The 23,453-nt window shown below is 64.9% G+C and carries 17 protein-coding genes and 1 pseudogene; 16 read left to right on the top strand and 2 right to left on the bottom strand.

Going from position 1 to position 23,453, the window contains the following annotated elements; all coding sequences use genetic code 11:
• The first annotated feature begins 292 nt into the window (after nt 1-292).
• The 8 genes and pseudogenes from rpoB (at nt 293) to WKH79_RS12460 (ending at nt 14,890) form a co-directional block, all read left to right on the top strand.
• A pseudogene (rpoB, locus tag WKH79_RS12425) lies at nt 293-4,499 on the top strand (DNA-directed RNA polymerase subunit beta).
• Nucleotides 4,500-4,559: 60 nt separating this feature from the next.
• Entirely contained in the window at nt 4,560-8,888 is a 4,329-nt protein-coding gene (gene rpoC, locus WKH79_RS12430) for a DNA-directed RNA polymerase subunit beta' (RefSeq protein WP_050601756.1), read from the top strand.
• 193 nt (nt 8,889-9,081) lie between these two features.
• The gene (locus WKH79_RS12435; protein ID WP_341859058.1) at nt 9,082-11,445 is read left to right on the top strand and encodes an EAL domain-containing protein; all 2,364 of its coding nucleotides are present in this window, start codon (nt 9,082-9,084) and stop codon (nt 11,443-11,445) included.
• 40 nt (nt 11,446-11,485) lie between these two features.
• Entirely contained in the window at nt 11,486-12,835 is a 1,350-nt protein-coding gene (gltX, locus tag WKH79_RS12440) for a glutamate--tRNA ligase (RefSeq protein WP_341859059.1), read from the top strand.
• 13 nt (nt 12,836-12,848) lie between these two features.
• On the top strand, nt 12,849-13,274 hold the full coding sequence (locus WKH79_RS12445; protein WP_341860134.1) for a hypothetical protein: 426 nt from the start codon (nt 12,849-12,851) through the stop codon (nt 13,272-13,274).
• A gap of 38 nt (nt 13,275-13,312) precedes the next feature.
• Complete coding sequence (locus WKH79_RS12450) at nt 13,313-14,143, top strand: hypothetical protein (RefSeq protein WP_341860126.1); 831 nt, start codon at nt 13,313-13,315, stop codon at nt 14,141-14,143.
• Nucleotides 14,144-14,175: 32 nt separating this feature from the next.
• Entirely contained in the window at nt 14,176-14,538 is a 363-nt protein-coding gene (locus WKH79_RS12455) for a hypothetical protein (RefSeq protein WP_341859060.1), read from the top strand.
• A gap of 52 nt (nt 14,539-14,590) precedes the next feature.
• Nucleotides 14,591-14,890, top strand: a complete 300-nt coding sequence (locus WKH79_RS12460; RefSeq protein WP_341859061.1) for a hypothetical protein — start codon at nt 14,591-14,593, stop codon at nt 14,888-14,890.
• Between the two features lie 53 nt (nt 14,891-14,943).
• Here WKH79_RS12460 and pyk read toward each other — a convergent pair whose 3' ends face one another.
• Nucleotides 14,944-16,410, bottom strand: a complete 1,467-nt coding sequence (gene pyk / locus WKH79_RS12465) for a pyruvate kinase (protein ID WP_341859062.1) — start codon at nt 16,408-16,410, stop codon at nt 14,944-14,946.
• A 49-nt stretch (nt 16,411-16,459) separates the two neighbouring features.
• Between pyk and WKH79_RS12470 the strand changes: the two genes are divergently transcribed.
• The 5 genes from WKH79_RS12470 (at nt 16,460) to WKH79_RS12490 (ending at nt 18,808) form a co-directional block, all read left to right on the top strand.
• Nucleotides 16,460-16,774: a DUF1244 domain-containing protein gene (locus WKH79_RS12470; RefSeq protein ID WP_063506200.1), complete on the top strand. Its 315-nt coding sequence runs from the start codon at nt 16,460-16,462 to the stop codon at nt 16,772-16,774.
• Between the two features lie 84 nt (nt 16,775-16,858).
• Complete coding sequence (locus WKH79_RS12475; RefSeq protein ID WP_050601763.1) at nt 16,859-17,095, top strand: DUF2312 domain-containing protein; 237 nt, start codon at nt 16,859-16,861, stop codon at nt 17,093-17,095.
• 73 nt (nt 17,096-17,168) lie between these two features.
• The gene (locus WKH79_RS12480) at nt 17,169-18,044 is read left to right on the top strand and encodes an SDR family oxidoreductase (protein ID WP_341859063.1); all 876 of its coding nucleotides are present in this window, start codon (nt 17,169-17,171) and stop codon (nt 18,042-18,044) included.
• A 54-nt stretch (nt 18,045-18,098) separates the two neighbouring features.
• Entirely contained in the window at nt 18,099-18,446 is a 348-nt protein-coding gene (locus WKH79_RS12485) for a heavy metal-binding domain-containing protein (RefSeq protein WP_341859064.1), read from the top strand.
• An 86-nt stretch (nt 18,447-18,532) separates the two neighbouring features.
• On the top strand, nt 18,533-18,808 hold the full coding sequence (locus WKH79_RS12490) for a hypothetical protein (protein ID WP_341859065.1): 276 nt from the start codon (nt 18,533-18,535) through the stop codon (nt 18,806-18,808).
• Here the strand turns inward: WKH79_RS12490 and WKH79_RS12495 are convergent, their stop codons facing one another.
• On the bottom strand, nt 18,809-19,519 hold the full coding sequence (locus WKH79_RS12495) for a CPBP family glutamic-type intramembrane protease (RefSeq protein WP_341859066.1): 711 nt from the start codon (nt 19,517-19,519) through the stop codon (nt 18,809-18,811).
• Nucleotides 19,520-19,611: 92 nt separating this feature from the next.
• Here WKH79_RS12495 and WKH79_RS12500 point away from each other — a divergent pair, with 92 nt between their 5' ends.
• The 3 genes from WKH79_RS12500 to WKH79_RS12510 all read left to right on the top strand — a co-directional run bounded on the left by WKH79_RS12500 (nt 19,612) and on the right by WKH79_RS12510 (nt 23,448).
• Nucleotides 19,612-20,358: a YebC/PmpR family DNA-binding transcriptional regulator gene (locus WKH79_RS12500; RefSeq protein WP_341859067.1), complete on the top strand. Its 747-nt coding sequence runs from the start codon at nt 19,612-19,614 to the stop codon at nt 20,356-20,358.
• Nucleotides 20,359-20,475: 117 nt separating this feature from the next.
• A complete protein-coding gene (gene ruvC, locus WKH79_RS12505; RefSeq protein WP_063513106.1) occupies nt 20,476-20,943 on the top strand; it encodes a crossover junction endodeoxyribonuclease RuvC in 468 nt (155 codons plus the stop codon).
• A gap of 147 nt (nt 20,944-21,090) precedes the next feature.
• The gene (locus WKH79_RS12510) at nt 21,091-23,448 is read left to right on the top strand and encodes a TonB-dependent receptor (RefSeq protein WP_341859068.1); all 2,358 of its coding nucleotides are present in this window, start codon (nt 21,091-21,093) and stop codon (nt 23,446-23,448) included.
• The last annotated feature ends 5 nt before the right edge of the window (nt 23,449-23,453 follow it).

Below are 23,453 nucleotides of genomic sequence, written 5' to 3' on the forward strand. Positions count from 1 at the left end.
TATCGCTATGCGGATGCCGATCTGCCGGTTTGACACGGCGCGGCGCAAATCCTACATGATGCGGCAACCGCACGCTTCGAGCGAATCCGATTCATGCGCGGGAATCGGGTACAGGATGGAAGCGGCGTTTCCATAATCGCGACGCTAGAGAAGCTGCAGCAGGCCGCCGGACGGGTGCGCTCACGCTGCGGCCTTTTCGCGTCCCGGCGATGGATCTCACGCGCATGAGACACGAAATTCCGGCTCTGTCCGCGCAGCGGCCGATGCACACGAGAAGAGGTATCTACCCCTTATGGCTACCAAGGCGAAGGCTCCCAAGAAGACCCGCGGCGCAAATGCGCAGGGTACGGCGAAGCGGCGCATCCGCAAGATCTTCGGCGACATCCACGAAGTCGTGGACATGCCGAACCTGATCGAGGTGCAGCGCGAGAGCTACGAGCACTTCCTGCGTTCGAACAAGGAGATCGACTACGTCTCCGGCCTCGAAAAGACGCTGCGTTCGGTTTTCCCGATTCGCGACTTCGCCGGCACTGCCGAACTCGATTTCGTCCATTACGAACTCGAAGCGCCCAAGTACGACATCGTCGAATGCCGCCAGCGCGGGATCACCTATGCCGCGCCGATGAAGGTGACGCTGCGGCTGATCGTGTTCGAGGTGGACCAGGAAACCGAAACCCGTTCGGTGCTCGATATCAAGGAGCAGGACGTCTACATGGGCGACATGCCCCTGATGACGGGCAACGGCACCTTCGTGATCAATGGCACCGAGCGTGTGATCGTGTCGCAGATGCACCGTTCGCCGGGCGTCCTGTTCGACCATGACCGCGGCAAGACGCATTCCTCGGGCAAGCTCCTCTTCGCGGCGCGGATCATTCCTTATCGCGGCAGCTGGCTCGATTTCGAATTCGACGCCAAGGACGTCGTCAACGTGCGGATCGACCGCAAGCGCAAGCTGCCGGTCACCGCGCTGCTCTATGCGCTCGGCCTCGACAGCGAAGACATCCTCTCGCACTTCTACGACACCGTCACCTGGAAGCGGGCGACCGGCAAGAAGGGCGAAGGCTGGAACATTCCCTTCGTCGCCGAAAACTGGCGCGGCCAGAAGCCTGCCTTCCCGCTGATCGATGCCAAGACGGGTGAAGAAGTCTTCGCCGCCGGCCAGAAGATCAGTCCGCGCGCGGCCAACAAGGCGGCCAAGGACGGGCTCGAAACGCTGCTGCTGCCGACCGAGGAAATCTTCGGCCGCTACGCCAGCCGCGATCTGATCGACGAGAAGACGGGCCGCATCTACATCGAAGCGGGTGACGAGGTCTCGGCCGAGAATCTCGAAGTCCTCGACGCTGCCGGCGTCGACGTGATGGAACTGCTCGACATCGATCACGTGACCACCGGTCCGTGGATCCGCAACACGCTCAAGGTCGACAAGGCCGAGAACCGCGACGAGGGTCTCGAGGCGATCTACAAGGTCATGCGCCCGGGCGAACCGCCGACCAAGGAAACCGCCGAAGCGCTGTTCGAAGGCCTGTTCTTCGACAGCGAACGCTACGACCTTTCGGCAGTCGGCCGCGTCAAGCTCAACATGCGTCTCGAGCTCGATGCCGAAGACACCGTCACCACGCTGCGCAAGGAAGACATCCTCGCCGTGGTCAAGGAACTGGTCGACCTCAAGGACGGCAAGGGCGACGTCGACGACATCGACAACCTCGGCAACCGCCGCGTGCGTTCGGTTGGCGAACTGCTCGAAAACCAGTACCGCGTTGGCCTGCTGCGCATGGAGCGTGCAGTCAAGGAGCGCATGAGCTCGGTCGATGTCTCGACCGTCATGCCCAACGACCTGATCAACGCGAAGCCCGCGGTCGCCGCAGTGCGCGAATTCTTCGGCTCCTCGCAGCTGTCGCAGTTCATGGACCAGACCAACCCGCTGTCGGAAGTCACCCACAAGCGCCGCGTCTCGGCGCTTGGCCCGGGCGGCCTGACGCGTGAGCGTGCCGGCTTCGAAGTGCGCGACGTTCACCCGACGCACTATGGCCGTATCTGCCCGATTGAAACGCCCGAAGGCCCGAACATCGGCCTGATCAACTCGCTGTCGACCTTCGCCCGCGTCAACAAGTACGGCTTCATCGAGACCCCGTATCGCAAGGTCGTCGACGGCAAGGTTACCGACGAAGTGGTCTATCTCTCCGCCATGGAAGAGCAGAAGCACACGGTGGCGCAGGCATCGGCCGAGCTAACCGAGGACGGTTCGTTCTTCGAAGATCTCGTGTCGGCCCGTCACGACGGCGACAACCTGATGGCGCCGCGCAGAATCGATCACGCTGATGGACGTCAGCCCCAAGCAGCTCGTCTCGGTTGCCGCATCGCTCATTCCGTTCCTGGAAAACGATGACGCCAACCGCGCGCTGATGGGCTCGAACATGCAGCGCCAGGCCGTGCCGCTGGTCAAGGCGGAAGCGCCCTGGGTCGGTACCGGCATGGAAGAAACCGTCGCCCGCGACAGCGGCGCGGCCATTGCGGCGACCCGCGGCGGTATCGTCGACCAGGTCGACGCGACGCGTATCGTCATTCGTGCGATCGGCGATGTCGAACCCGGCCAGTCGGGCGTCGACATCTACACGCTGCAGAAGTTCCAGCGTTCGAACCAGGATACCTGCATCAACCAGCGCCCGCTGGTGAAGGTGGGCGAAACGGTTTCGCCGGGCGACATCATCGCCGACGGTCCCTCGACCGATCTCGGCGAGCTGGCGCTGGGCCGCAACAGCCTCGTCGCCTTCATGCCCTGGAACGGCTACAACTACGAGGATAGTATCCTCATCTCCGAACGCATCGTGAAGGACGACGTCTTCACCTCGATCCATATCGAGGAATTCGAAGTCATGGCGCGCGACACCAAGCTCGGGCCCGAAGACATCACCCGCGACATTCCCAATGTCGGCGAGGAAGCGCTGCGCAACCTCGACGAAGCGGGCATCGTCTACATCGGCGCCGAAGTGCATCCGGGCGACATCCTGGCGGGCAAGATCACGCCCAAGGGCGAAAGCCCGATGACGCCGGAAGAAAAGCTGCTGCGCGCGATCTTCGGCGAAAAGGCCAGCGACGTGCGCGACACCTCGCTTCGCCTGCCGCCGGGTGTGGCCGGCACGGTCGTAGAAGTGCGCGTGTTCAACCGCCACGGTATCGAGATCGACGACCGTACCCGTGCGATCCAGAACGAGGAGATCGAACGCCTCCGCAAGGATTCGAACGACGAACGCGCCATTCTCAACCGGGCGACCTACAACCGCCTGCGCGACATGCTGATCGGCCAGACCGCATCGGCGGCGCCCAAGGGCGTCAAGAAGGGCACCGAGATCAGCGAAGAGCTGCTCGAGGGCATCGATCGCCACGACTGGTTCAAGTTCGCCGTGGCCGACGACGGCCGCCAGGCGCAGCTCGAAGCGGTCAAGTCGCAGTATGACGAAGCGGTCAAGTTCATCGAAGAGAAGTTCGAAGACCGTAAGGAAAAGCTCGAACGCGGCGACGAACTCGCTCCGGGCGTGCTCAAGATGGTCAAGGTGTTCGTCGCGGTGAAGCGCAAGCTGCAGCCGGGCGACAAGATGGCCGGCCGTCACGGCAACAAGGGTGTGATTTCGCGCATTCTGCCGGTCGAGGACATGCCGTTCCTCGAAGACGGTACGCCGGTCGATATCGTGCTCAACCCGCTGGGCGTGCCTTCGCGCATGAACGTCGGGCAGATCTTCGAAACGCATCTCGGCATGGCGGCCCGCAACCTGGGCCACCAGATCGGCGAGCAGCTCGACGAGTGGAAGCGCGCCAACCCCGATGCGGCGAAGGACTATGCCAAGGCCAAGCCGCCCGAAGCGGTCGTCGACCGTCTCAAGGAGGTTTACGGCGAAGAGTATCACGATGCGATCGACGAACGTTCGACCGCCGAAATCGTCGAACTGGCGGGCAACCTCACCGCCGGCGTCCCGATGGGTACGCCGGTGTTCGACGGGGCGCGCGAAGGCGATGTCACCATCGAACTCGAGAAGGCCGGTCTGCATTCGTCGGGCCAGTCGGTCCTGTTCGACGGCCGTACGGGCGAGGCATTCGACCGCAAGGTCACCGTGGGCATCATCTACATGCTCAAGCTGCACCACCTGGTCGACGACAAGATCCACGCCCGTTCGATCGGTCCCTACAGCCTCGTCACCCAGCAGCCGCTGGGCGGTAAGGCGCAGTTCGGCGGCCAGCGCTTCGGGGAAATGGAAGTCTGGGCGCTGCAGGCCTACGGGGCTGCCTACACGCTGCAGGAAATCCTCACCGTGAAGTCGGACGACGTGATCGGACGGACCAAGGTCTACGAAGCGATCGTCAAGGGCGACGACACTTTCGAGGCCGGCATTCCCGAGAGCTTCAACGTGCTCGTCAAGGAAATGCGCAGCCTGGGCCTCAACGTCGAACTCAAGTCGCTGGCCGACGACGAGGACGACGACGGTCTCGCGATCGCGGCGGAATAGGGGGAGCGGCAACGCCCCCCACCACCGCCCCAAGGAATTCACCCGCTAAGGGAATAAGTCATGAACGAACTGACCAAATTCACCAACCAGCTCGCGAAGCCCGAAACTTTCGACGAGATCCAGATCGGCATCGCCAGCCCCGAGCGCATTCGCTCGTGGTCCTTCGGCGAAATCAAGAAGCCGGAAACGATCAACTACCGGACGTTCAAGCCCGAGCGTGACGGCCTGTTCTGTGCCCGCATCTTCGGTCCCGTGAAGGACTACGAATGCCTGTGCGGCAAGTACAAGCGTATGAAGTACAAGGGCGTCGTCTGCGAGAAGTGCGGCGTCGAAGTGACCGTGACCAAGGTCCGCCGCGAACGCATGGGCCATATCGAACTGGCCGCACCGGTTGCGCACATCTGGTTCCTCAAGTCGCTGCCGTCGCGCATCGGCCTGCTGCTCGACATGCAGCTCAAGCAGCTCGAGCGCGTGCTGTATTTCGAAAGCTACATCGTCACCGAGCCCGGCCTGACCCCGCTCGAGAAGTTCCAGCTCCTCACCGAAGATGAACTGCTCGAGGCGCAGGACGAGTATGGCGAAGACGCCTTCACCGCCAACATCGGCGCCGAAGCGGTCAAGACCATGCTGATGGATCTCGATCTCGAACAGGAAAAGGAAGACCTGCTCGAAGACCTCGCGACCACCAAGTCGAAGCTCAAGCCGGCCAAGATCATCAAGCGTCTGAAGGTCGTCGAAAGCTTCATCGAATCGGGCAACCGCCCCGAATGGATGATCCTCGAAGTCGTACCGGTCATCCCGCCCGAACTGCGCCCGCTGGTGCCGCTCGACGGCGGCCGCTTCGCGACGTCGGATCTCAACGACCTCTATCGCCGCGTCATCAACCGCAACAACCGCCTCAAGCGCCTGATGGAACTGCGCGCGCCCGACATCATCGTGCGCAACGAAAAGCGCATGCTGCAGGAATCGGTTGATGCGCTGTTCGACAACGGCCGCCGCGGCCGGGTGATCACCGGCGCGAACAAGCGTCCGCTCAAATCGCTGTCCGACATGCTCAAGGGCAAGCAGGGCCGCTTCCGCCAGAACCTGCTCGGCAAGCGCGTCGACTATTCGGGCCGTTCGGTCATCGTGACCGGCCCCGAACTCAAGCTGCACCAGTGCGGCCTGCCCAAGAAGATGGCGCTCGAACTGTTCAAGCCGTTCATCTACGCCCGGCTCGACGCCAAGGGTCTCTCGATGACCCTGAAGCAGGCGAAGAAGTGGGTCGAGAAGGAACGCAAGGAAGTCTGGGACATCCTGGATGAAGTCATCCGCGAACACCCGGTCCTGCTGAACCGCGCGCCGACGCTTCACCGTCTCGGCATCCAGGCATTCGAACCCGTGCTGATCGAAGGCAAGGCGATCCAGCTGCACCCGCTGGTCTGCGCGGCCTTCAACGCCGACTTCGACGGCGACCAGATGGCCGTTCACGTGCCGCTGAGCCTCGAGGCGCAGCTCGAAGCACGCGTGCTGATGATGTCGACCAACAACATCCTCTCGCCTGCCAACGGTAAGCCGATCATCGTGCCCTCGCAGGATATGGTTCTGGGTCTCTACTACCTCTCGATGGAGCGGCAGGAAAAGACGCCCGAATTCGTCGAGGACAGCGATGGCAACAAGGTCGAGAAGCTGCCGATGTTCTCGGACATGGCCGAGGTTCACCAGGCTCTCGAAACCAAGCAGGTTTCGCTGCACACCAAGATCCTCGCCCGCGTTCCGCAGGCCGACGAAGATGGCAAGATCGCGATGAAGCGGTTCGAGACCACTGCCGGCCGGATGCTGATCGGCGAATGTCTGCCCAAGAACCACAAGGTTCCGTTCGACATCGTCAACCGCCTGCTGACCAAGAAGGACATCGCCGACGTTATCGACGAGGTCTATCGCCACACCGGCCAGAAGGACACGGTGCTGTTCGCCGACGCGATCATGTCGCTCGGCTTCCGCCACGCGTTCAAGGCCGGCATCTCCTTCGGTAAGGATGACATGATCATCCCCGAGGAGAAGGTCGAGATGGTCGAGAAGACCAAGGCGCTGGTTGCCGATTACGAGCAGCAGTACCAGGACGGCCTGATCACCCAGCAGGAAAAGTACAACAAGGTGATCGACGCGTGGAGCCAGTGCGGCGACCGCGTGGCCGATGCCATGATGGAAAAGATCAAGGCCCGCCCGATCGGCAAGGACGGCGTCCAGGCCGAGATCAACTCGATCTACATGATGGCCCACTCGGGCGCTCGTGGTAGCCCGGCGCAGATGAAGCAGCTCGCCGGGATGCGCGGCCTGATGGCCAAGCCGTCGGGCGAGATCATCGAGAACCCGATCATCTCGAACTTCAAGGAAGGCCTCAACGTCCTTGAATACTTCAACTCGACCCACGGCGCCCGTAAGGGCCTGGCCGACACCGCGCTCAAGACGGCGAACTCGGGTTACCTGACCCGCCGTCTGGTCGACGTGTCGCAGGATTGCACCATCGTGGTGCAGGACTGCAAGACCGAGAACTCGCTCGACATGCGGGCGATCGTCCAGGGCGGCAGCGTGATCGCCTCGCTCGGTGAACGCATCCTCGGCCGCACCGTGGCCGAAGACATCGTCAATGCCGCGACCGGCGAAGTGATCGCCAAGGCCGGCACGCTGCTCGACGAACCGATGATCAAGGTCATCGAGGAAGCCGAAGTGCAGGTCGCCAAGATCCGCTCGCCGCTGGTCTGCGATGCGCAGCAGGGCGTGTGTGCGACCTGTTACGGACGCGACCTTGCCCGCGGTACGCCGGTCAACATCGGTGAAGCTGTCGGCGTCATCGCCGCGCAGTCGATCGGTGAACCCGGTACGCAGCTGACCATGCGTACCTTCCACATCGGCGGTGCCGCACAGCTCAACGAGACTTCGCATCTCGAAGCCGTGTCGGACGGCAAGGTCGTCTATCGCGACATGCCCACCATCACCGACAAGAAGGGCCGGATCCTGTCGCTCGCCCGCAATGGCGAACTGGCTGTGATCGACGCCGAGGGCCGCGAACGCGAAATCCATAAGGTGCCCTATGGTACCGTGCTGATGCACAAGGATGGCGGCAAGGTGAAGGAAGGCGATCGCCTGGCGGAATGGGATCCTTTCTCGCTGCCGATCATCACCGAACAGTCGGGTGTGGTGAAGTTCCAGGACCTCATCGACGGCACGACCATGGAAGAGCGCGTCGACGATGCCACGGGCATCGCGCAGCGTGTGGTCACCGACACCAAGACCACCGGCCGCAAGAAGAACGAGGACCTGCGTCCGCGCCTGACCCTGTTCAACGATGCAGGGGACGAAACCGAAGCCGCGCGCTACATGCTGGCGCCGGGTACGGCCGTGTCGGTCGAGGATGGCCAACAGGTCGAAGCGGGCGACATTCTCGCCCGTGCCAGCCGCGAAGCCGCCAAGACCCGCGACATCACCGGCGGTCTGCCGCGCGTCGCCGAACTGTTCGAGGCGCGTCTGCCGAAGGACAATTCGGTCATCGCCAAGATTTCGGGCAAGATCGAATTCGTTCGCGAATACAAGGCCAAGCGCAAGATCGCGATTGTGCCGGAAGAAGGTGATGCAGTCGAATACCTGATCCCCAAAACCAAGGTGATCGACGTGCAGGAAGGCGACTTCGTGAAGAAGGGGGATACCCTGATTTCCGGTTCGCCGAACCCGCACGACATCCTCGAGGTGCTGGGCGTCGAGGCGCTGGCCGAATATCTCGTCAACGAGATCCAGGAAGTCTACCGACTGCAGGGCGTGAAGATCAACGACAAGCACATCGAGGTGATCGTTCGCCAGATGCTGCAGAAGGTCGAGATCACCAATGGCGGCGACACCGTGCTGCTGCCCGGCGAACAGGTCGACCTGGAAGAGCTGAAGGAAACCAACGCCAAGCTCGGCAAGAACAAGGAGCATGCCACCGGCACGCCGATCCTGCTGGGCATTACCAAGGCTTCGCTGCAGACGCGTTCGTTCATCTCGGCCGCTTCGTTCCAGGAAACCACGCGCGTGCTTACGCAGGCCGCGGTCGAAGGGAAGAAGGACACGCTGGTCGGGCTCAAGGAGAACGTGATCGTGGGCCGTCTCATCCCCGCCGGTACCGGCGCGGGCATGAACCGGATGCGGATCACCGCCTCGAGCCGCGACGCGGCGCTGCGGGCGCAATGGAAGAAGGCGCAGGATGCGATCATCGCGGCCAACACCGCCGAGGAAGAGCACAAGGCGGAACTGGCCCAGGGCGCGGAAGCGGCCATCGGCGACGATCCGCTGGCAGCCGTCGAAGGCGAAACGCACGGCACCGATGCAGATGCCGGCGAATACCTCAACGAGGAAGCCAAGGACGGCGAATAAGCCGCACCAGCTTTAGCGCACAACATTGGCCCCGTCGGAGCAATCCGGCGGGGCCTTTTCTTTGCCGGAACGGATTATACTTGGCTGGCTTCTGGCAAGTAGTTGGCGCTTGACGCAAACTTGTTGTAAATGCACGGTGAACCATCGTGTTGCCGCCCCGCGCGGCCACCACAGGCGCGGGGGGAGCGCGAACATGGCGGAGTTCGCAAGCGAACTGCCGGAAGCTGACGGGAAGGAAGGCACGAGCGAAGCCGTCGCGCGCCTGCTGCTGACCCGCCGGATGGAAGATTTCCGCGCCGGCGCCCGGCTGGCGCTGCTCCCGTCGCTCGGCTCGATGGTCGCGCTGATCTACATGTTCAGCGACCGCGTTCCGCTGGCCGGCCTGCTCGGCTGGGCGGGCGCATTGGTGAGCGCGATCGTGGTCCAGATCATCGCCGACTACCGGTTCACCTGCGCAGACGCGACGCTGGCCGACCTGCGCGACCACTGGCGCCGGCTGATGGCGCTGGAATGGCTCAGTTCCGCGATCTGGGCGGCGATGATCCCCTATCTGGCAACCGCCGCCGAGGGGCTAACGGCCGCCGTGCTCGCGGTCATCGCCATCACCCTGCTCAGCGGTGTCCTGCTGGTTTACCGCACCGCCCCGTCCGCCGCGCGCGTCCACATCGCGCTGCTAACCGCTTCGATCGCGGTCGCCACCATGATCCAGGCGGGCAGCGGCGGTTGGCCGGCGTTGTTGCTGCTTGCGGTGTTCGTACTCGCCCTGGTCTGTTCGGTCCAGGCGCAGAACGGCCAGATCATCGCAGCTGCCCGCGCCGAAATCAGCCGGCGCGAGGCAGCGGGCACGGTGCGCATGCTGCTCTACGATTACGAGGAGCATTCGTCCGACTGGCTGTGGACCGTCGATCCCGCGGGCAAGCTGCGCGACGTGTCGCGGCGCTTTGCCGAGGCGGCGGGCAAGGCGGTCCACGAGCTCGAAGGCATGGCGCTGCTAGACATGTTCGCCCCGGGCGAGGACCGCGACCGGCTTGAGCGGCATCTGCTCGAACACAGCCGGTTCCGCGATTTCGTGATCAAGGTCAGGGTCGACGATGGCGTGCGCTACTGGAAGCTTTCCGCGCGGCCGCGCAGCGATGGGCGGATGAGCGGGGTCGCGCGCGATGTCACCGGTGACCGGCTGTCCGAAGACCGCGTCGCCTTCATGGCGCATTACGACAATCTCACCGGCCTCGCCAATCGCTACCTGTTCAACGAACGGCTGCGGTCGGCCCTGTCGCAGGACGAGCAGCCGCAGAACGTCGTGCTGTTCTACCTCGACCTCGACAATTTCAAGGCGGTCAACGACACGCGGGGGCACCTGGTCGGCGATCGCCTGCTGCGCGAGGTCGGCACCCGGCTCGAAAAGGAAGTGCGCGGGCAGGACCTCGTCGCGCGGCTGGGCGGGGACGAGTTCGCCGTCCTGCTCGAAACGCGTGCCGGGGCAGGGATGCTGATCGAACGCGCGCACCGGTTCCTCGCCGTGATCCGCGAACCGTTCGAAATCGACGGGCACAGTTACCGGATCTCGGGCAGCATCGGCATTGCCAAGCGCTCCGATGGCTGCGGCGAGGCGGAAGAGCTGATGCGCCGCGCGGACCTGGCGCTTTTCGCCGCCAAGGCGAAGGGGCGCGACACCATCGCGCTTTACGACCATGCGATGGACCATGCCGCGCGCGAACGACGCGAGATCGAGACCGATCTGCGCGAAGCGGTCGCGCGCGACCAGCTGAACATCCACTACCAGCCGGTGATCGATCTCGATTCGGGCCAGGTGTCGGGATACGAAGCGTTGCTGCGCTGGTACCATCCGCAGCGCGGCGTGGTCCGGCCCGACGATTTCCTGGGCGTGGCCGAGGAAACCGGGATGATCGTGCCGATCGGCGAATGGGTGATCCGCAAGGCGCTGGAAGAAACCTCGCGCTGGAGCGGCGATTTCCGCATCGCGATCAACCTTTCGCCGACGCAGGTGCGCAGCCCGCATCTGGTCGATGTCGTCGCGCGGGCGATCCACGCCTACGGCATCCGGCCCGCGCGCGTCGAATTCGAAATTACCGAACACGTGCTGATGCAGAAGAGCAATGTCTGTGTCGGCAATCTGGAAAAGCTGCGCGAACTCGGCGCCAAGATCGCGCTCGATGATTTCGGCGTGGGCTATTCCTCGCTCAGCTACCTGCGCCGCTTTCCCTTCGACCGGATCAAGATCGACAAGGATTTCGTCGAGGGAATCGAAACCTGTTCGGACAATAAGGCGATCGTTTCGAGCATCACCCGGCTGGCCGAAGCGCTGGGGATGGCGGCGACTGCCGAAGGCGTCGAAACGCGCGGCCAGCTCGATTTGCTGCGCGAACTGGGGTGCCAGGAAGCGCAGGGCTATCTGATCTGCGAACCTGTGCCGGGAGAGAACTTCGCCACCGCCGATGCGGTCGAGGCCGCGATGAAGGCCGATGCCAGCGGCATCCTTGATTACCGCAAGGCGCGCGAGGCCGCGCTCAAGCGGCGCAGCGCGGGGACCGGCTGAACGCTCGCCAAGTGCGCCGGCCTCGGCTATCGGCGCGCGCATGACCATCGTCACACGCTTCGCCCCTTCGCCCACCGGGCGCCTCCATGTCGGCAACATCCGCACCGCGCTCCACAACTGGATGCTCGCCAAGCAGGCGGGCGGCCGCTTCCTGCTGCGGATCGATGATACCGACGCCGACCGCAGCCGCGAGGAATTCGTCGACGCGATCCGCAGCGATCTCGGCTGGCTGGGGCTCGCGAGCGATGGCGAGGAGCGGCAGTCGGACCGGCTCGCCGGCTACCAGGCGGCGTTCGACACGCTGCGCGAGGCGGGGCGGGTCTATCCCTGTTACGAGACGCAGCAGGAACTCGAGCTGAAGCGCAAGATCCGGCTCGGGCGGGGTCTGCCGCCGATCTACGATCGCGGCGCGCTGGAACTGGGCGACGCGGAGCGCGCGGCCAAGGAGGCCGAGGGCATCACCCCGCACTGGCGGTTCAAGCTCGACCACGGCGAAGCCATCAGCTGGCACGACGGCATCCGCGGGCCGCAGAAGTTCGATCCCGCCCAGCTGTCCGATCCGGTCATCCGCCGCGCCGACGGCAGCTGGCTCTACATGCTTCCCAGCGCGGTCGACGATCTCGCGATGGGGGTGACCGACGTGCTGCGCGGCGAAGACCATGTCAGCAACACCGCGGTGCAGATCCAGATGTTCGGCGCGCTTATCGCCGCGGGCGATGGTGCGGCGCAAATGCCCCGGTTCGCGCATGAGGCGCTGCTGGTCGGCAAGGAAGGCAAATTGTCGAAACGGCTCGGTTCGCTGGGCTGCGATGCCTTCCGCGAGCGCGGGTTCGAGCCGCAGGCGATCGTCGCGCTGCTCGCGCGGCTGGGCACGTCGCTTCCGGTCGAGCCGATCGCCGACCGGGGCGCGCTGCTCGAAACCTTCGACCTGGCGACCTTCGGCCGTGCCCCGGCGAAGTTCGACGAAACCGAACTGGAGCGGATCAACGCCGCGCTGGTCCACCAGATGGACCACGCCGCGGTCGCCGACCGCCTGCCCGCGGGGATGGACGCCGCCGGCTGGCACGCGATCCGGCCCAATCTCGCGCTGGTCGGCGAGGCTGCCGAATGGTGGCGGCTGGTGACCGGTCCGATCGAGCGGCGCGAGTTCGCGGATGAAGACCGCGCCTATCTGGCCGAGGCGGTACGGCTGTTCGCCTGGGGCGATGATCCTTGGCGCGCGCTGACCGCGGCGCTCAAGGAAGAGACCGGACGCAAGGGCAAGCAATTGTTCCTGCCGCTGCGCCAGGCCTTGACGGGAATGGACCATGGGCCCGACATGGGCGAATTGCTGCCGCTGATCGGAGAGACGCGGGCACGCGAGCGGCTGGAGCAAGCCGCGCAAGGGTAGGGGAAACGCGATCATGGCCGTGACTTTGGGATCCGAGCTGGAACTGCCGTGCGGCGCCGTGCTGCCCAACCGGCTGGCGAAGGCCGCGATGACCGAAGGGCTCGCCACCCCCGACGGACGCCCCACGCCCGAACTCGAGCGGCTTTACGGGATCTGGGCCGATGGTGGTTCGGGCATGCTGCTGTCGGGCAACATCATCGTCGATGCCGACCATCTCGAACGGCCCGGCAATGTCGTGATCGACCGCGAACCCGATGCCGACATGCAGGCGCGGCTGGCCCGCTGGGCGCAGGCGGCGACCCGGCAAGCCAATCACTTCTGGGCGCAGATCAGCCATGGCGGCCGCCAGACGCAGAAGGTGGTCAATCCGCACCCCAAATCCTCTTCCGACGTCGCCCTGGCGCTCCCCGGGGGCAGTTCGGCAAGCCGACGCCGCTGACAACGGCGGAAATTGCCGATCTGGTCGCGCGCTGGGCCATTGCTGCGCGCGCGTGCAAGGATGCGGGCTTCACCGGCGTGCAGGTGCACGGCGCGCATGGCTATCTGGTGTCGCAATTCCTCTCGCCGCGCGTGAACCGGCGGACCGATGAATATGGCGGCAGCCTGGAAAACCGCGCGCGGTTCCTGCTCGACATCGTCGCCGCGGTGCGCGCGGCCGTGGGGCCAGGATTCCCGGTCTCGGTCAAGCTCAACAGCGCCGACTTCCAGAAAGGCGGGTTCGATTTCAGCGACAGCCTGAAGGTGGTCCGCTGGCTCGAGGCGGCCCCGGTCGATCTGATCGAGATTTCGGGCGGCACCTACGAACAGCCCAAGCTGCTGGGCGTGGCCGGTCAGGAAGCCGAGGACGAACAGGTCGTCGCGCCCTCGACCGCGGCGCGCGAGGCCTATTTCGTCGATTTCGCCAAGGCCATGCAGGCTGAGGTTTCGGTCCCGCTGATGGTCACCGGGGGCTTTCGCAGCCGCGCGGCGATGGAGCAGGCGCTGACCAGCGGCGCGGCCGATGTGATCGGGCTGGGCCGCCCGCTCTGCGTCGATACCGATGCACCCGCACGGCTGCTCGAAGGCGCGGAGCAGCTGGCACGATATGAGGACGACCTCGATCTGGTGCCCGGCTGGCTCGGCTTCCTAAAGCGGTTCCAGATGGTCAAGGCGATCAGCGGTTTCGCGGGAATCTACTGGTTCTACCAGCAGCTCTGGATGCTCGGGCACGACGGGCGCGTCGATCGCGACTTCCCCGTGTTCAAGGCCTTCCGCCTGGTCGATGCGCGCGGCAAGCGGATCATGAAAGAGCGCGCCGCGGCCTTGTAGCGCGCGCTCCGGCTCCCCAGTTCCTCGCGGTCATGCTCGCTTCCCTCTGCCGATGGCCCCTGCGCCTATGCGCCGCGCTGCTGCTGGCAGTGCTGTGCGCGCAGGCGCTGCCGCATCAGCCGATCTCGCCCGATCGCGGGCGCGGCGCGGTGTTCAGCGCAGCCACGGCGGATGTCACGCTGCCGCCGGGCGAGGGCGAGACGGCGCAGGTCTGCACGCTCGCGGCGCCATGTCCCGACAAGCGGCTGGCCGATGCCGCTGCACTGCCGCCCCTGGCGCTGGCGGCGGCGCCTGTAATACCCCAGCGCTGGGCGGCGCATCGCGTTCGCGGCCCGCCGCTGCGCCCCCCGCCGCGGTCCATCGCCGCCCCCCGCGGACCCCCGCACCTGATCTGAACCGCCACGCGTCCCACCGGGCGCGCATTCCCGTTCAGACAGGACAAGACAGATGACTATTCCAACCGACGGCGGCTCTGCCGTCCACGACCGCTTCGACCGGATCGAAGCGCTGCTGCACCGCTATCCCGCCATCGCCAAGACCGAGCGCGCCGAGCTGAAACGCTGGTTTACCAAGGAGGCGACCGCCTTCGAGGTCGCCAGCCTGTCGAGCAAGGACGAGCTGCGCGCGAACTATCGCGCTTTCCGTGCCGAACACGTCGACCGGCTGACCACGGCCGAGCTGGCCGCGATCATCATCGCCAGCGTGGTGCTGCTGGGGGCAATCGCTTTCGTTGCGCTGAGCGGCTGAGCACTTGAGCAAGCGGCGTCAGGCGGGGCAATGCGCGCCCGCCTGCCGCGGCATCAGCCGCCGTGCTTGTCGAGCTCGTCGCCGCTCACGGTGACCACATGCATCAGATTGGTCGATCCCGGCGTGCCGAAAGGCACCCCGGCCAGGGCGATCAGCTTGCTGCCCGCAGCGCTGAAGCCGTGGCGCAGCGCCATGCGCTTGCCCTTGGCAATCATTTCCTCGAAACTGCCGATGTCCTTGGTCGCCACGGCATGCGCGCCCCACAGCAGGCCCAGCCGGCGCGCGGTCTTCATGCTCGGCGTCAGCACCAGCATCGGCACGCTGGGCCGTTCGCGCGCCACGCGCCGCGCGGTCGAACCCGAACCGGTGAACACGGTTATCGCGCTGATCGGGACCGTATCGGCCACCGTCATGCAGGCATGCGCCAGCGCATCGGAGGTGGTCGCATCGGGCGGCGTGTCGAGGAAACGCACGCGGTCGAGATAGGCTTCGTCGGTTTCGACCTGCCGTGCGATCTTGTGCATGATCGTGACCGCTTCCTCGGGCCAGTCGCCCGCCGCGGTTTCGGCGCTGAGCATGACGCAATCGGCCCCGTCATAGACCGCATTGGCCACGTCGGAGACTTCGGCGCGCGTCGGGGCGGGGCTTTCGATCATGCTTTCGAGCATCTGCGTCGCCACGATCACGGGCTTGCCCTTGAGCCGCGTCGCATTGACGATCTTCTTCTGCAGCGGCGGGACTTCCTGCGGCTCGAGCTCGACGCCCAGGTCGCCGCGGGCGACCATGATGCCGTCGCTCATGTCGATGATTTCATCGAGCCGGTGCACTGCCATCGGCTTTTCGATCTTGGCGCACAGCGCGCCGTAGCCGCCCATCAGCTTACGCGCTTCGGCAAGGTCTTCGGGGCGCTGGACGAAGGACAGGCCGATCCAGTCGACCCCCTGCGCCATGGCAAAGGCGAGATCCTTGCGGTCCTTGTCGGTCAGCGCGGGGATCGGCACTTCGGCATCGGGCACGTTGACGCCCTTGCGGTCGGAAATGACCCCGCCGACTTCGGCCGAGCAGAGAATTTCGTTTTCGTCCGCGCGGATCACCCGCAGGCGGATCTTGCCATCGTTGATCAGCAGCCGCTGGCCCTTGGCGAGCAGGCCGAACAGTTCGGGATGCGGCAGCTCGACGCGCGTGTCGTCGCCGGGTTCGGGATTGCGGTCGAGCGTGAAGTGGCCCGAATGCCGGATGACCGCCTGCCCGTCCTTGAACTTGCCCACCCGCAGCTTGGGGCCCTGCAGGTCCGCAAGGATCGCGATCGGGCGCATGAACTGCTTTTCCAGCGTGCGGATCGTTTCGATCGTCTGCGCGTGATCGGCATGCTCGCCATGGCTCATGTTGACGCGGAAGGCGTCGACCCCGGCCTTGAACAGCCGTGCGAGCATTTCGGGAGAGCGGCTGGCGGGGCCGACGGTTGCGAGGATCTTGACCTTGCGGCCACGAGGATCGAGCTTGGGGGCGGATTTGGCCATGGACATCGCCTATGGCAGCGGTGTGCGACAAAGCAAGGACGATACGATCATGACAACGAATGCACACGATGCGCTCGATACGCTGCCCGATGCCGTAGCGGCAGCGGCCTTCCGCCGGCTCGTGCGGCATTTGCAGCACCGCCACGACGCGCAGAATATCGACCTGATGGGGCTATCGGGCTTCTGCCGCAATTGCCTGGCCGACTGGATCCGCGACGCGGGTTTCGAAGGCGACAAGGCGGCCGCGCGCGCGCTGATCCACGGCATGCCGCAGGAGGAATGGAAGGCCACCCGCCAATCGCCCGCGACCGAGGAACAGCTGGCGCTCATGGAGGCGAGCATTGCGAAAAATCGCGTGGAGTAACGAGTCGCCGCCTTCACCCTGCATCGCCTGATGGCTATCGCACCGCCAACCGATTCTCATTTCTTACCGGAGCACACCCCGAACATGGCCGAAGCCACCGACGACCGCCTGCGCCTGCTGATCGAGCGTATCGAGCGCCTCGAGGAAGAGAAGAAGGGCATCGCCGACGACATTCGCGACGTGTACGCCGAATCCAAGGCGGTCGGGTACGATACCAAGATCATGCGTCAGATCATCCGCCTGCGGAAGATGAAGCCCGACGAGCGCAGCGAACAGGAAACCATCCTCGATACCTACAAGGCCGCGCTCGGCATGGGTTGAGGCCTGGCTGCGGCGGGCTGCCGGAACGGGGCGGGAAGCTGCTGTGTTGGTCGGGTGAAAGGAGTTTTCACCCATGGCCGATCCGCAGCATGTCGATACCGCATTCGTCGAGGAAACCAGCGAGGAGCCCCGCATGCCGGGGCACGAAAGCGCGCTGGATCGCCAGCCTCAATGGCAGCCGCGCTACCCCGGTTCGGGCCGTCTCGCAGGCAAGGTGGCGATTGTCACCGGCGGCGATAGCGGCATCGGCCGGGCCACTGCCGTGCTGTTCGCGCGCGAGGGTGCGAAGGTCGCCATCGCCTATCTCGAAGAGCATGACGATGCGCGGATCACCCGCGAAGCATGCGAGGCCGAGGGCGCCGAAGTGCTGCTGTCGGCGGGCGATTTGGGTAATCTCGACCATTGCCGCGGATTGGTCGATGCGGTGATCGGCAAATGGGGCCGGCTGGATGTGCTGGTCAACAATGCCGGCGAACAGCACCCCGACGAGGACGTGACCGATATCACGGCCGAACAATTGCAGCGCACCTTCCAGACCAACATCTTCTCGATGTTCTACCTCGTCCAGGCGGCACGCCCGCACCTGCAGCGCGGTGCGGCGATCGTGAACTGCACCAGCGTGACCATGTACAAGGGCGCGCCGATCCTGCTCGACTACAGTGCCACCAAGGGCGCGATCACCGCCTTCACCCGCTCGCTGTCGGAAAACCTCGTGGCCGACGGCATCCGGGTCAATGCGGTCGCACCGGGGCCGATCTGGACCCCGCTCAATCCCTGCGGCGGCCAGCCGCCCGAGAATATGGACGATTTCGGCGAGGATACGCCGATGGGCCGTCCGGGCGAGCCCAACGAAGTGGCCCCCGCTTTCCTGTTCCTCGCCTGCGATGACAGTTCCTACATGTCGGGACAGGTGCTGCATCCCAATGGCGGGATCGTGGTCAACGGTTGACCTGACACGCTGGCGTAATATCTGTCTAACACAGCTCAAGCGAGGAGACAGAACATGCCCAGCCCCTGGAAAGACGCGCGCGGGATCACCGTGACCACCACGCCCACGATCGAGGGCAAGCCGATCCAGGAATATCTCGGCATCGTCACCGGCGAGGTGATCGTGGGCGCGAACCTGTTCCGTGACCTGTTCGCCAATATTCGCGATATCGTCGGTGGCCGCTCGGGCAGCTACGAGCGGATCCTGCGCGATGCACGCGAGCAGGCGATCGAGGAACTGCAGGCCGAATGCGGCTCGCGCGGGGGCAATGCGGTGGTCGGGGTGGATCTCGACTACGAGGTCATCGGCGACACCGGCTCGATGCTGATGGTCAGCGCCAGCGGCACTGCAGTGCGGATCTGACAGAAGCGAGATGACTAGACGATACTATTTGCGTTGAAATAATAGTATCGTTGACTACCATGCTCTATAGTATGGAGTCGGACCTAATGGGTTACAACATGAATATTCCACAGGTGCGCAAGCGTCTCTTTGAAATCGCGGAAGAGACTAATAACGAAGAGTTGGCATACCTCGCGAATGAGCTGCATCAGAAGCAGATGAAGAAAAAGGCTCCGATCAAGAGCGACGAATTTACGCCGGAACTCGCTGAGGAAATTCGCGATTTTGCAGCGGCCCACCCCAAGATGCACAATCAAGAAATTGCGAATGCCTTCAACGTCAATATTGGTCGCGTGACCGATGCCATGCAGGGTAAAATCTGATCAGGCCGCGCTGCTGGCCGTCAGCACCAACGCGATGATCGCGCCATTGTGGAGCATGTGCAGCAGCACGCTCGCCCACAGGCCGTAGTGCACGCGCGTATAGCCCAGGATCGTGCCGGTCACGAATTGCGGCAGGACCAGCGGCAATGCGGTGGCCAGCTGGTCGGCGGGGAAATTGGTCAGGTGCACCAGCGAAAAGCCCAGCGTGCTGAGCCAGAACAGCGCTGGGAACAGGCGCCTGAACCAGCCGATCGTATTGCGATGCCGCAAGCGGTAGACGATCGCCAGCGCCACCAGCGTGCCTGCCGCCAGCGCGACAAGCCCGGCCGTCGCCAACGCCGCGCCGAAAAAGGCCATGGCTGCCAGCCCCGCCACCATGGCAGCGAGGGCTCCCGCGAGCAGGCCGAAGATATGCCCCGGGCGGCCCGACAGCCAGCCGCGGAAGGCGATTTCCTCGGTCAGCGGGGCGATCACCACCACGGCCAGGATGATCCCGGTGCCGATTTCCATTCCGGCGAGCGCGGTTTCCGGCAGGCTCACCCCGGCGGCCATCACCGCGCCTGCAACGCCCAGCAGCGCGGCCATGACCAGCAGGTCCAGCAAAACCAGCCAGACGACCGCGCGCAGGCCGGCCGCCTGCGGCAGCGGGGCCCGCTCGGGGAGCGTCGGGCGCTTCAGGAAGGCGGCACACCGCCGCCATTCGCCGCGCATTGAATTCGCGGGCGCAAGACTTGTCGTTGCGGCGTGCATGAGGCTAAGGCGACCCTCTGATTCCAACCATTTCAGCTACGCAAAGCGAAACCATGGCCGGCCATTCCAAATTCAAGAACATCATGCATCGCAAGGGCGCGCAGGACAAGAAGCGCAGCGCGATGTTTTCCAAGCTCAGCCGCGAAATCACCGTGGCGGCGAAAATGGGCATGCCCGATCCCGACATGAACCCGCGCCTGCGGCTGGCCGTCAATGCCGCCAAGGCGCAGTCGATGCCCAAGGACAACATCCAGCGCGCGATCGACAAGGCCAGCGCGCAGGACGGCGAAAGCTATGAGGAAGTGCGTTACGAAGGCTACGGCCCGGGCGGCAGCGCGATCATCGTCGAGGCGCTGACCGACAATCGCAACCGCACCGCCACCGCCGTGCGCACCGCCTTTTCGAAGAACGGCGGCAATCTGGGCACCGAGGGTAGCGTTGCGCACGGCTTCGACCGGCTGGGCTTCATCTTCTACCCGGCCGAGGCCGGCGGCGAGGAAAAGGTCCTCGAAGCGGCGATGGAAGCGGGCGCGGAAGATATCGCCTCGAGCGAGGATGGCCACGAAATCTGGACCGCCGCCGAAGACCTGCACCAGGTCGCGGCCGATCTCGAGAAGGCGCTGGGCGAGGCCGAGACGGTCAAGCTGGCGTGGAAGCCCAACCTGACCGTCGACATGGACGAGAAGAATGCGAGCACGCTGCTCAAGCTGATCGACGCGCTGGACGACGATGACGACGTGCAGACCGTGTGGGGCAATTACGACATCTCCGACGAGGTGATGGAAAAGCTGGACAGCTGACCTGGCGCGAATGGGCCTTGGCCGGCGTTCTTGGCGCCGCATTCCTGCTGGCCCTGGCCTGGCGGCTCGGCTGGCGCATCGGCCTGCCGGGCTGACACGGCGCGGGGGCCACGCCGCATGGCGCTGATCCTTGGCCTTGACCCCTCGCTCAGTTGCACCGGCTGGGGCGTGATCCGCACCGAGGGGTCGCGCATCGTGCATATCGCCAACGGCCAGGTGCCGACCGACGCCAGGGCCCCGATGGCGGCGCGGCTGGCCGGCCTGCAGGCGGCACTGGCAGATGTCATTGCCGCGCACCGGCCCGACCGCGCGGCAGCCGAAGAAGTCTTCGTCAACAAGAACCCGCAATCGACGCTCAAGCTGGCGCAGGCGCGGGGCTGCGTGCTGGCCGCCTGCGGGGCCGCCGGGCTGGCGGTCAACGAACATGCCGCGCGGCTGGTCAAGAAGGCCGTGGTCGGCACCGGCGGGGCGGACAAGACGCAGGTGCAGGCCATGGTCAAAATCCTGCTGCCGGGCGTGCAGATCGCCGGCGCCGATGCCGCCGATGCGCTGGCCGTGGCGATCGCCGACGCGCATCTGGCCTAGGCTGCGGATTTCGCGCGGCGCAGGCGCGGCCGTCCGCTGTCCGATAGCTGTCCCAAATCCTTCTTATAATTGAAAGACTTTCGCCGCCGGTGTGTCACAAGGCGGGGCTAGGCGCGTTGCAATTCAATCCAACGACAGGGGCCTTCCATGACATTTCCTGCTCTTCGCAGCGCCTTGCTTGCTTCCATCGCTCTCGTTCCCGCTCCGCTGATGGCGCAGGAAGTGCCGGCCGCGGACCAGCCTGCCAGCAGCACCACGATCATCGTCACTTCGCAGAAGATCGAACAGCGCGCGCAGGATGTGCCGATCACCATTTCGGCAGTGACCGGGGACAGGATCGAAGAACTCGGCGTGTCGGATCTGGACGAGCTGTCGAACTATGTTCCGGGGCTCAACATCCAGGAGCAGAGCGCCAACAACCCCGGCATCGTCATCCGCGGGATCACCTCGGATTCGGGTTCCTCGCAGCAGGGGCCGCGCGTCACGCTCTATTACAACGGCGTCGACATCTCGCGTTCGCGCGGGTCGTACCAGGCGATCTACGATCTCGAGCGGGTCGAGGTCATCAAGGGGCCGCAGGCGACGCTATTCGGCACTGCCTCGGCGGTCGGCGCGATCAGCCTCGTCTCGGCGCGTCCGCGCGCAGGCTTCTCGGGCGAGATCACCGGCGGCTACGGCAATTTCGACCAGACGCTGCTGGGCGGGTATCTCAATGCCGGCTCGGACGTGCTGGCCGGGCGTATCGCCTTCGAATGGCGCCAGCGCGATGGCTATGTCGAAAACCTCAACCTCGGGCAGGACGAAGAGCTCTACGCGCAGGACCAGTTCGGCGTGCGCGCCTCGCTGCGGTACACGCCGAGCATGGACCTGACGATCGACCTGATCGGCACCTACGACCAGCAGCGCAATGGCGGTACGCCCTTCATCTCGGGCACGCTCCCGGCTTTCGCCGGTGCGCCGGGCGGGCCGGGCAATGCTTTCGAGGATGCCAATCTCGGCGGCTATCCGGCGGGGGCCGCCAGCCTTGGCGACGACCAGCTCGGTCTCGATCGCGAAGTCTACGATCTCAACCTGACCGCCGCCTACGAATTCGGCGACAATTGGACCTTCACCACGGTCAATGGCTATCGCGAGTTCGACAGCGCCGAAGTGTTCGATGCCGATGGTTCGGCTGCGCCGTTCCTCGAGTTCGCCGAAATCGCGCAGGGGCACCAGTTCAGCCACGAAGGCCGGTTCAGCTATGCGGGTTCCGCGCTGCGCGCGTCGTTCGGCTGGAATTTCTTCACCGAGGACGGGTTGCAGAACGTCCCCTTCGCAACCGAGGAAGGCACCTTCCTCCAGTGCCTGACCAGCCTGTTCGGCGCACCGCTGATTGCGGGTATTCCCTGTGTCGCCCCCGATGGCAGCGTGCCCGCGACCGGAGTGACGGCGCTCGCCACCAACGGCGCCGCAAACGCGATCCCCTATGCGTCGGTGTTCGAGAACCAGGGCCGGAACGAAGCCTATTCGGTGTTTGCCGATGTCACCTGGCTGGCGACCGACAGTCTCGAGCTGACTGCCGGCGCGCGGCTGCTCGAGGAAAACCGCAAGTCGGCCTATCGCAGCAATGTCCCGGACGCGGTGCTTAGCGGCGCGCCGCTGATCCCCGGCCAGATCGACACCGGCGGCCGCCTGTTCTCGGCCGAGGACAGTTTCTCGGCGCTGCTGCCGCGGTTCAATGCGCTCTACCGGATCAGCAACGACGCCAATGTGTTCGCGACCGTGTCGAAGGGCCGCCGTTCGCCGGTCGTCCAGATGGGCGCGCGTGTCGACGATGCCGGGAACGTCGTGCCGAACCGGCAGGACATTCCGGAAGAGACGGTGTGGAACTACGAGGCCGGGCTCAAGCTTGCCACCGGCAGGGTCTCGGGCTCGCTGGGCGTCTATTACCAGGTCTATGACAATTTCCAGGTCTCGGTCGAGGAACTGGACGCCAACGGCAACCCGACCGGCAGCTTCGTCACGCGGAGCGCGGGGGCGGCTTCCAACCTCGGCGTGGAAGCCGAGATCGCGGTCGAGGCCACCGACTGGCTCAGCTTCTTCGGCAATGTCGGCTATATCGACGGCGGGATCGACGAGGACAACAGCTTCGCCCCCGAGTTTTCGGGTGCGCGTTTCCGCCTCCAGCCCGAATGGCAGGCCGCAGCCGGTTTCACGGTCGACTATCCGCTGGGCGGCGGGGCACGGCTGTTCGCCACCCCCAGCATCACGCATCGCAGCCGGATCTACTTCGAAGTGCCCAACAGCGAACTGACTTCGCAAGGCCCGGTTACGCTGGTGAATGCGCGGGCGGGGGTAAGCTTCGCCGACGACCGCTACGAGATCGCCGGGTTCATCCGCAATGCGTTCAACGAGGATTATCTGCTCGATGCGGGCAACACCGGTGGCGCCTTCGGCATCCCGACCTTCATTCCGGCGGAACCGCGCTTCTTCGGCGTCCAGCTGACCGCGCGCTTCGGCGACTGATCTGA

Source organism: Qipengyuania sp. GPGPB31 (assembly GCF_038396345.1).
Lineage (GTDB): Bacteria > Pseudomonadota > Alphaproteobacteria > Sphingomonadales > Sphingomonadaceae > Qipengyuania > Qipengyuania citrea.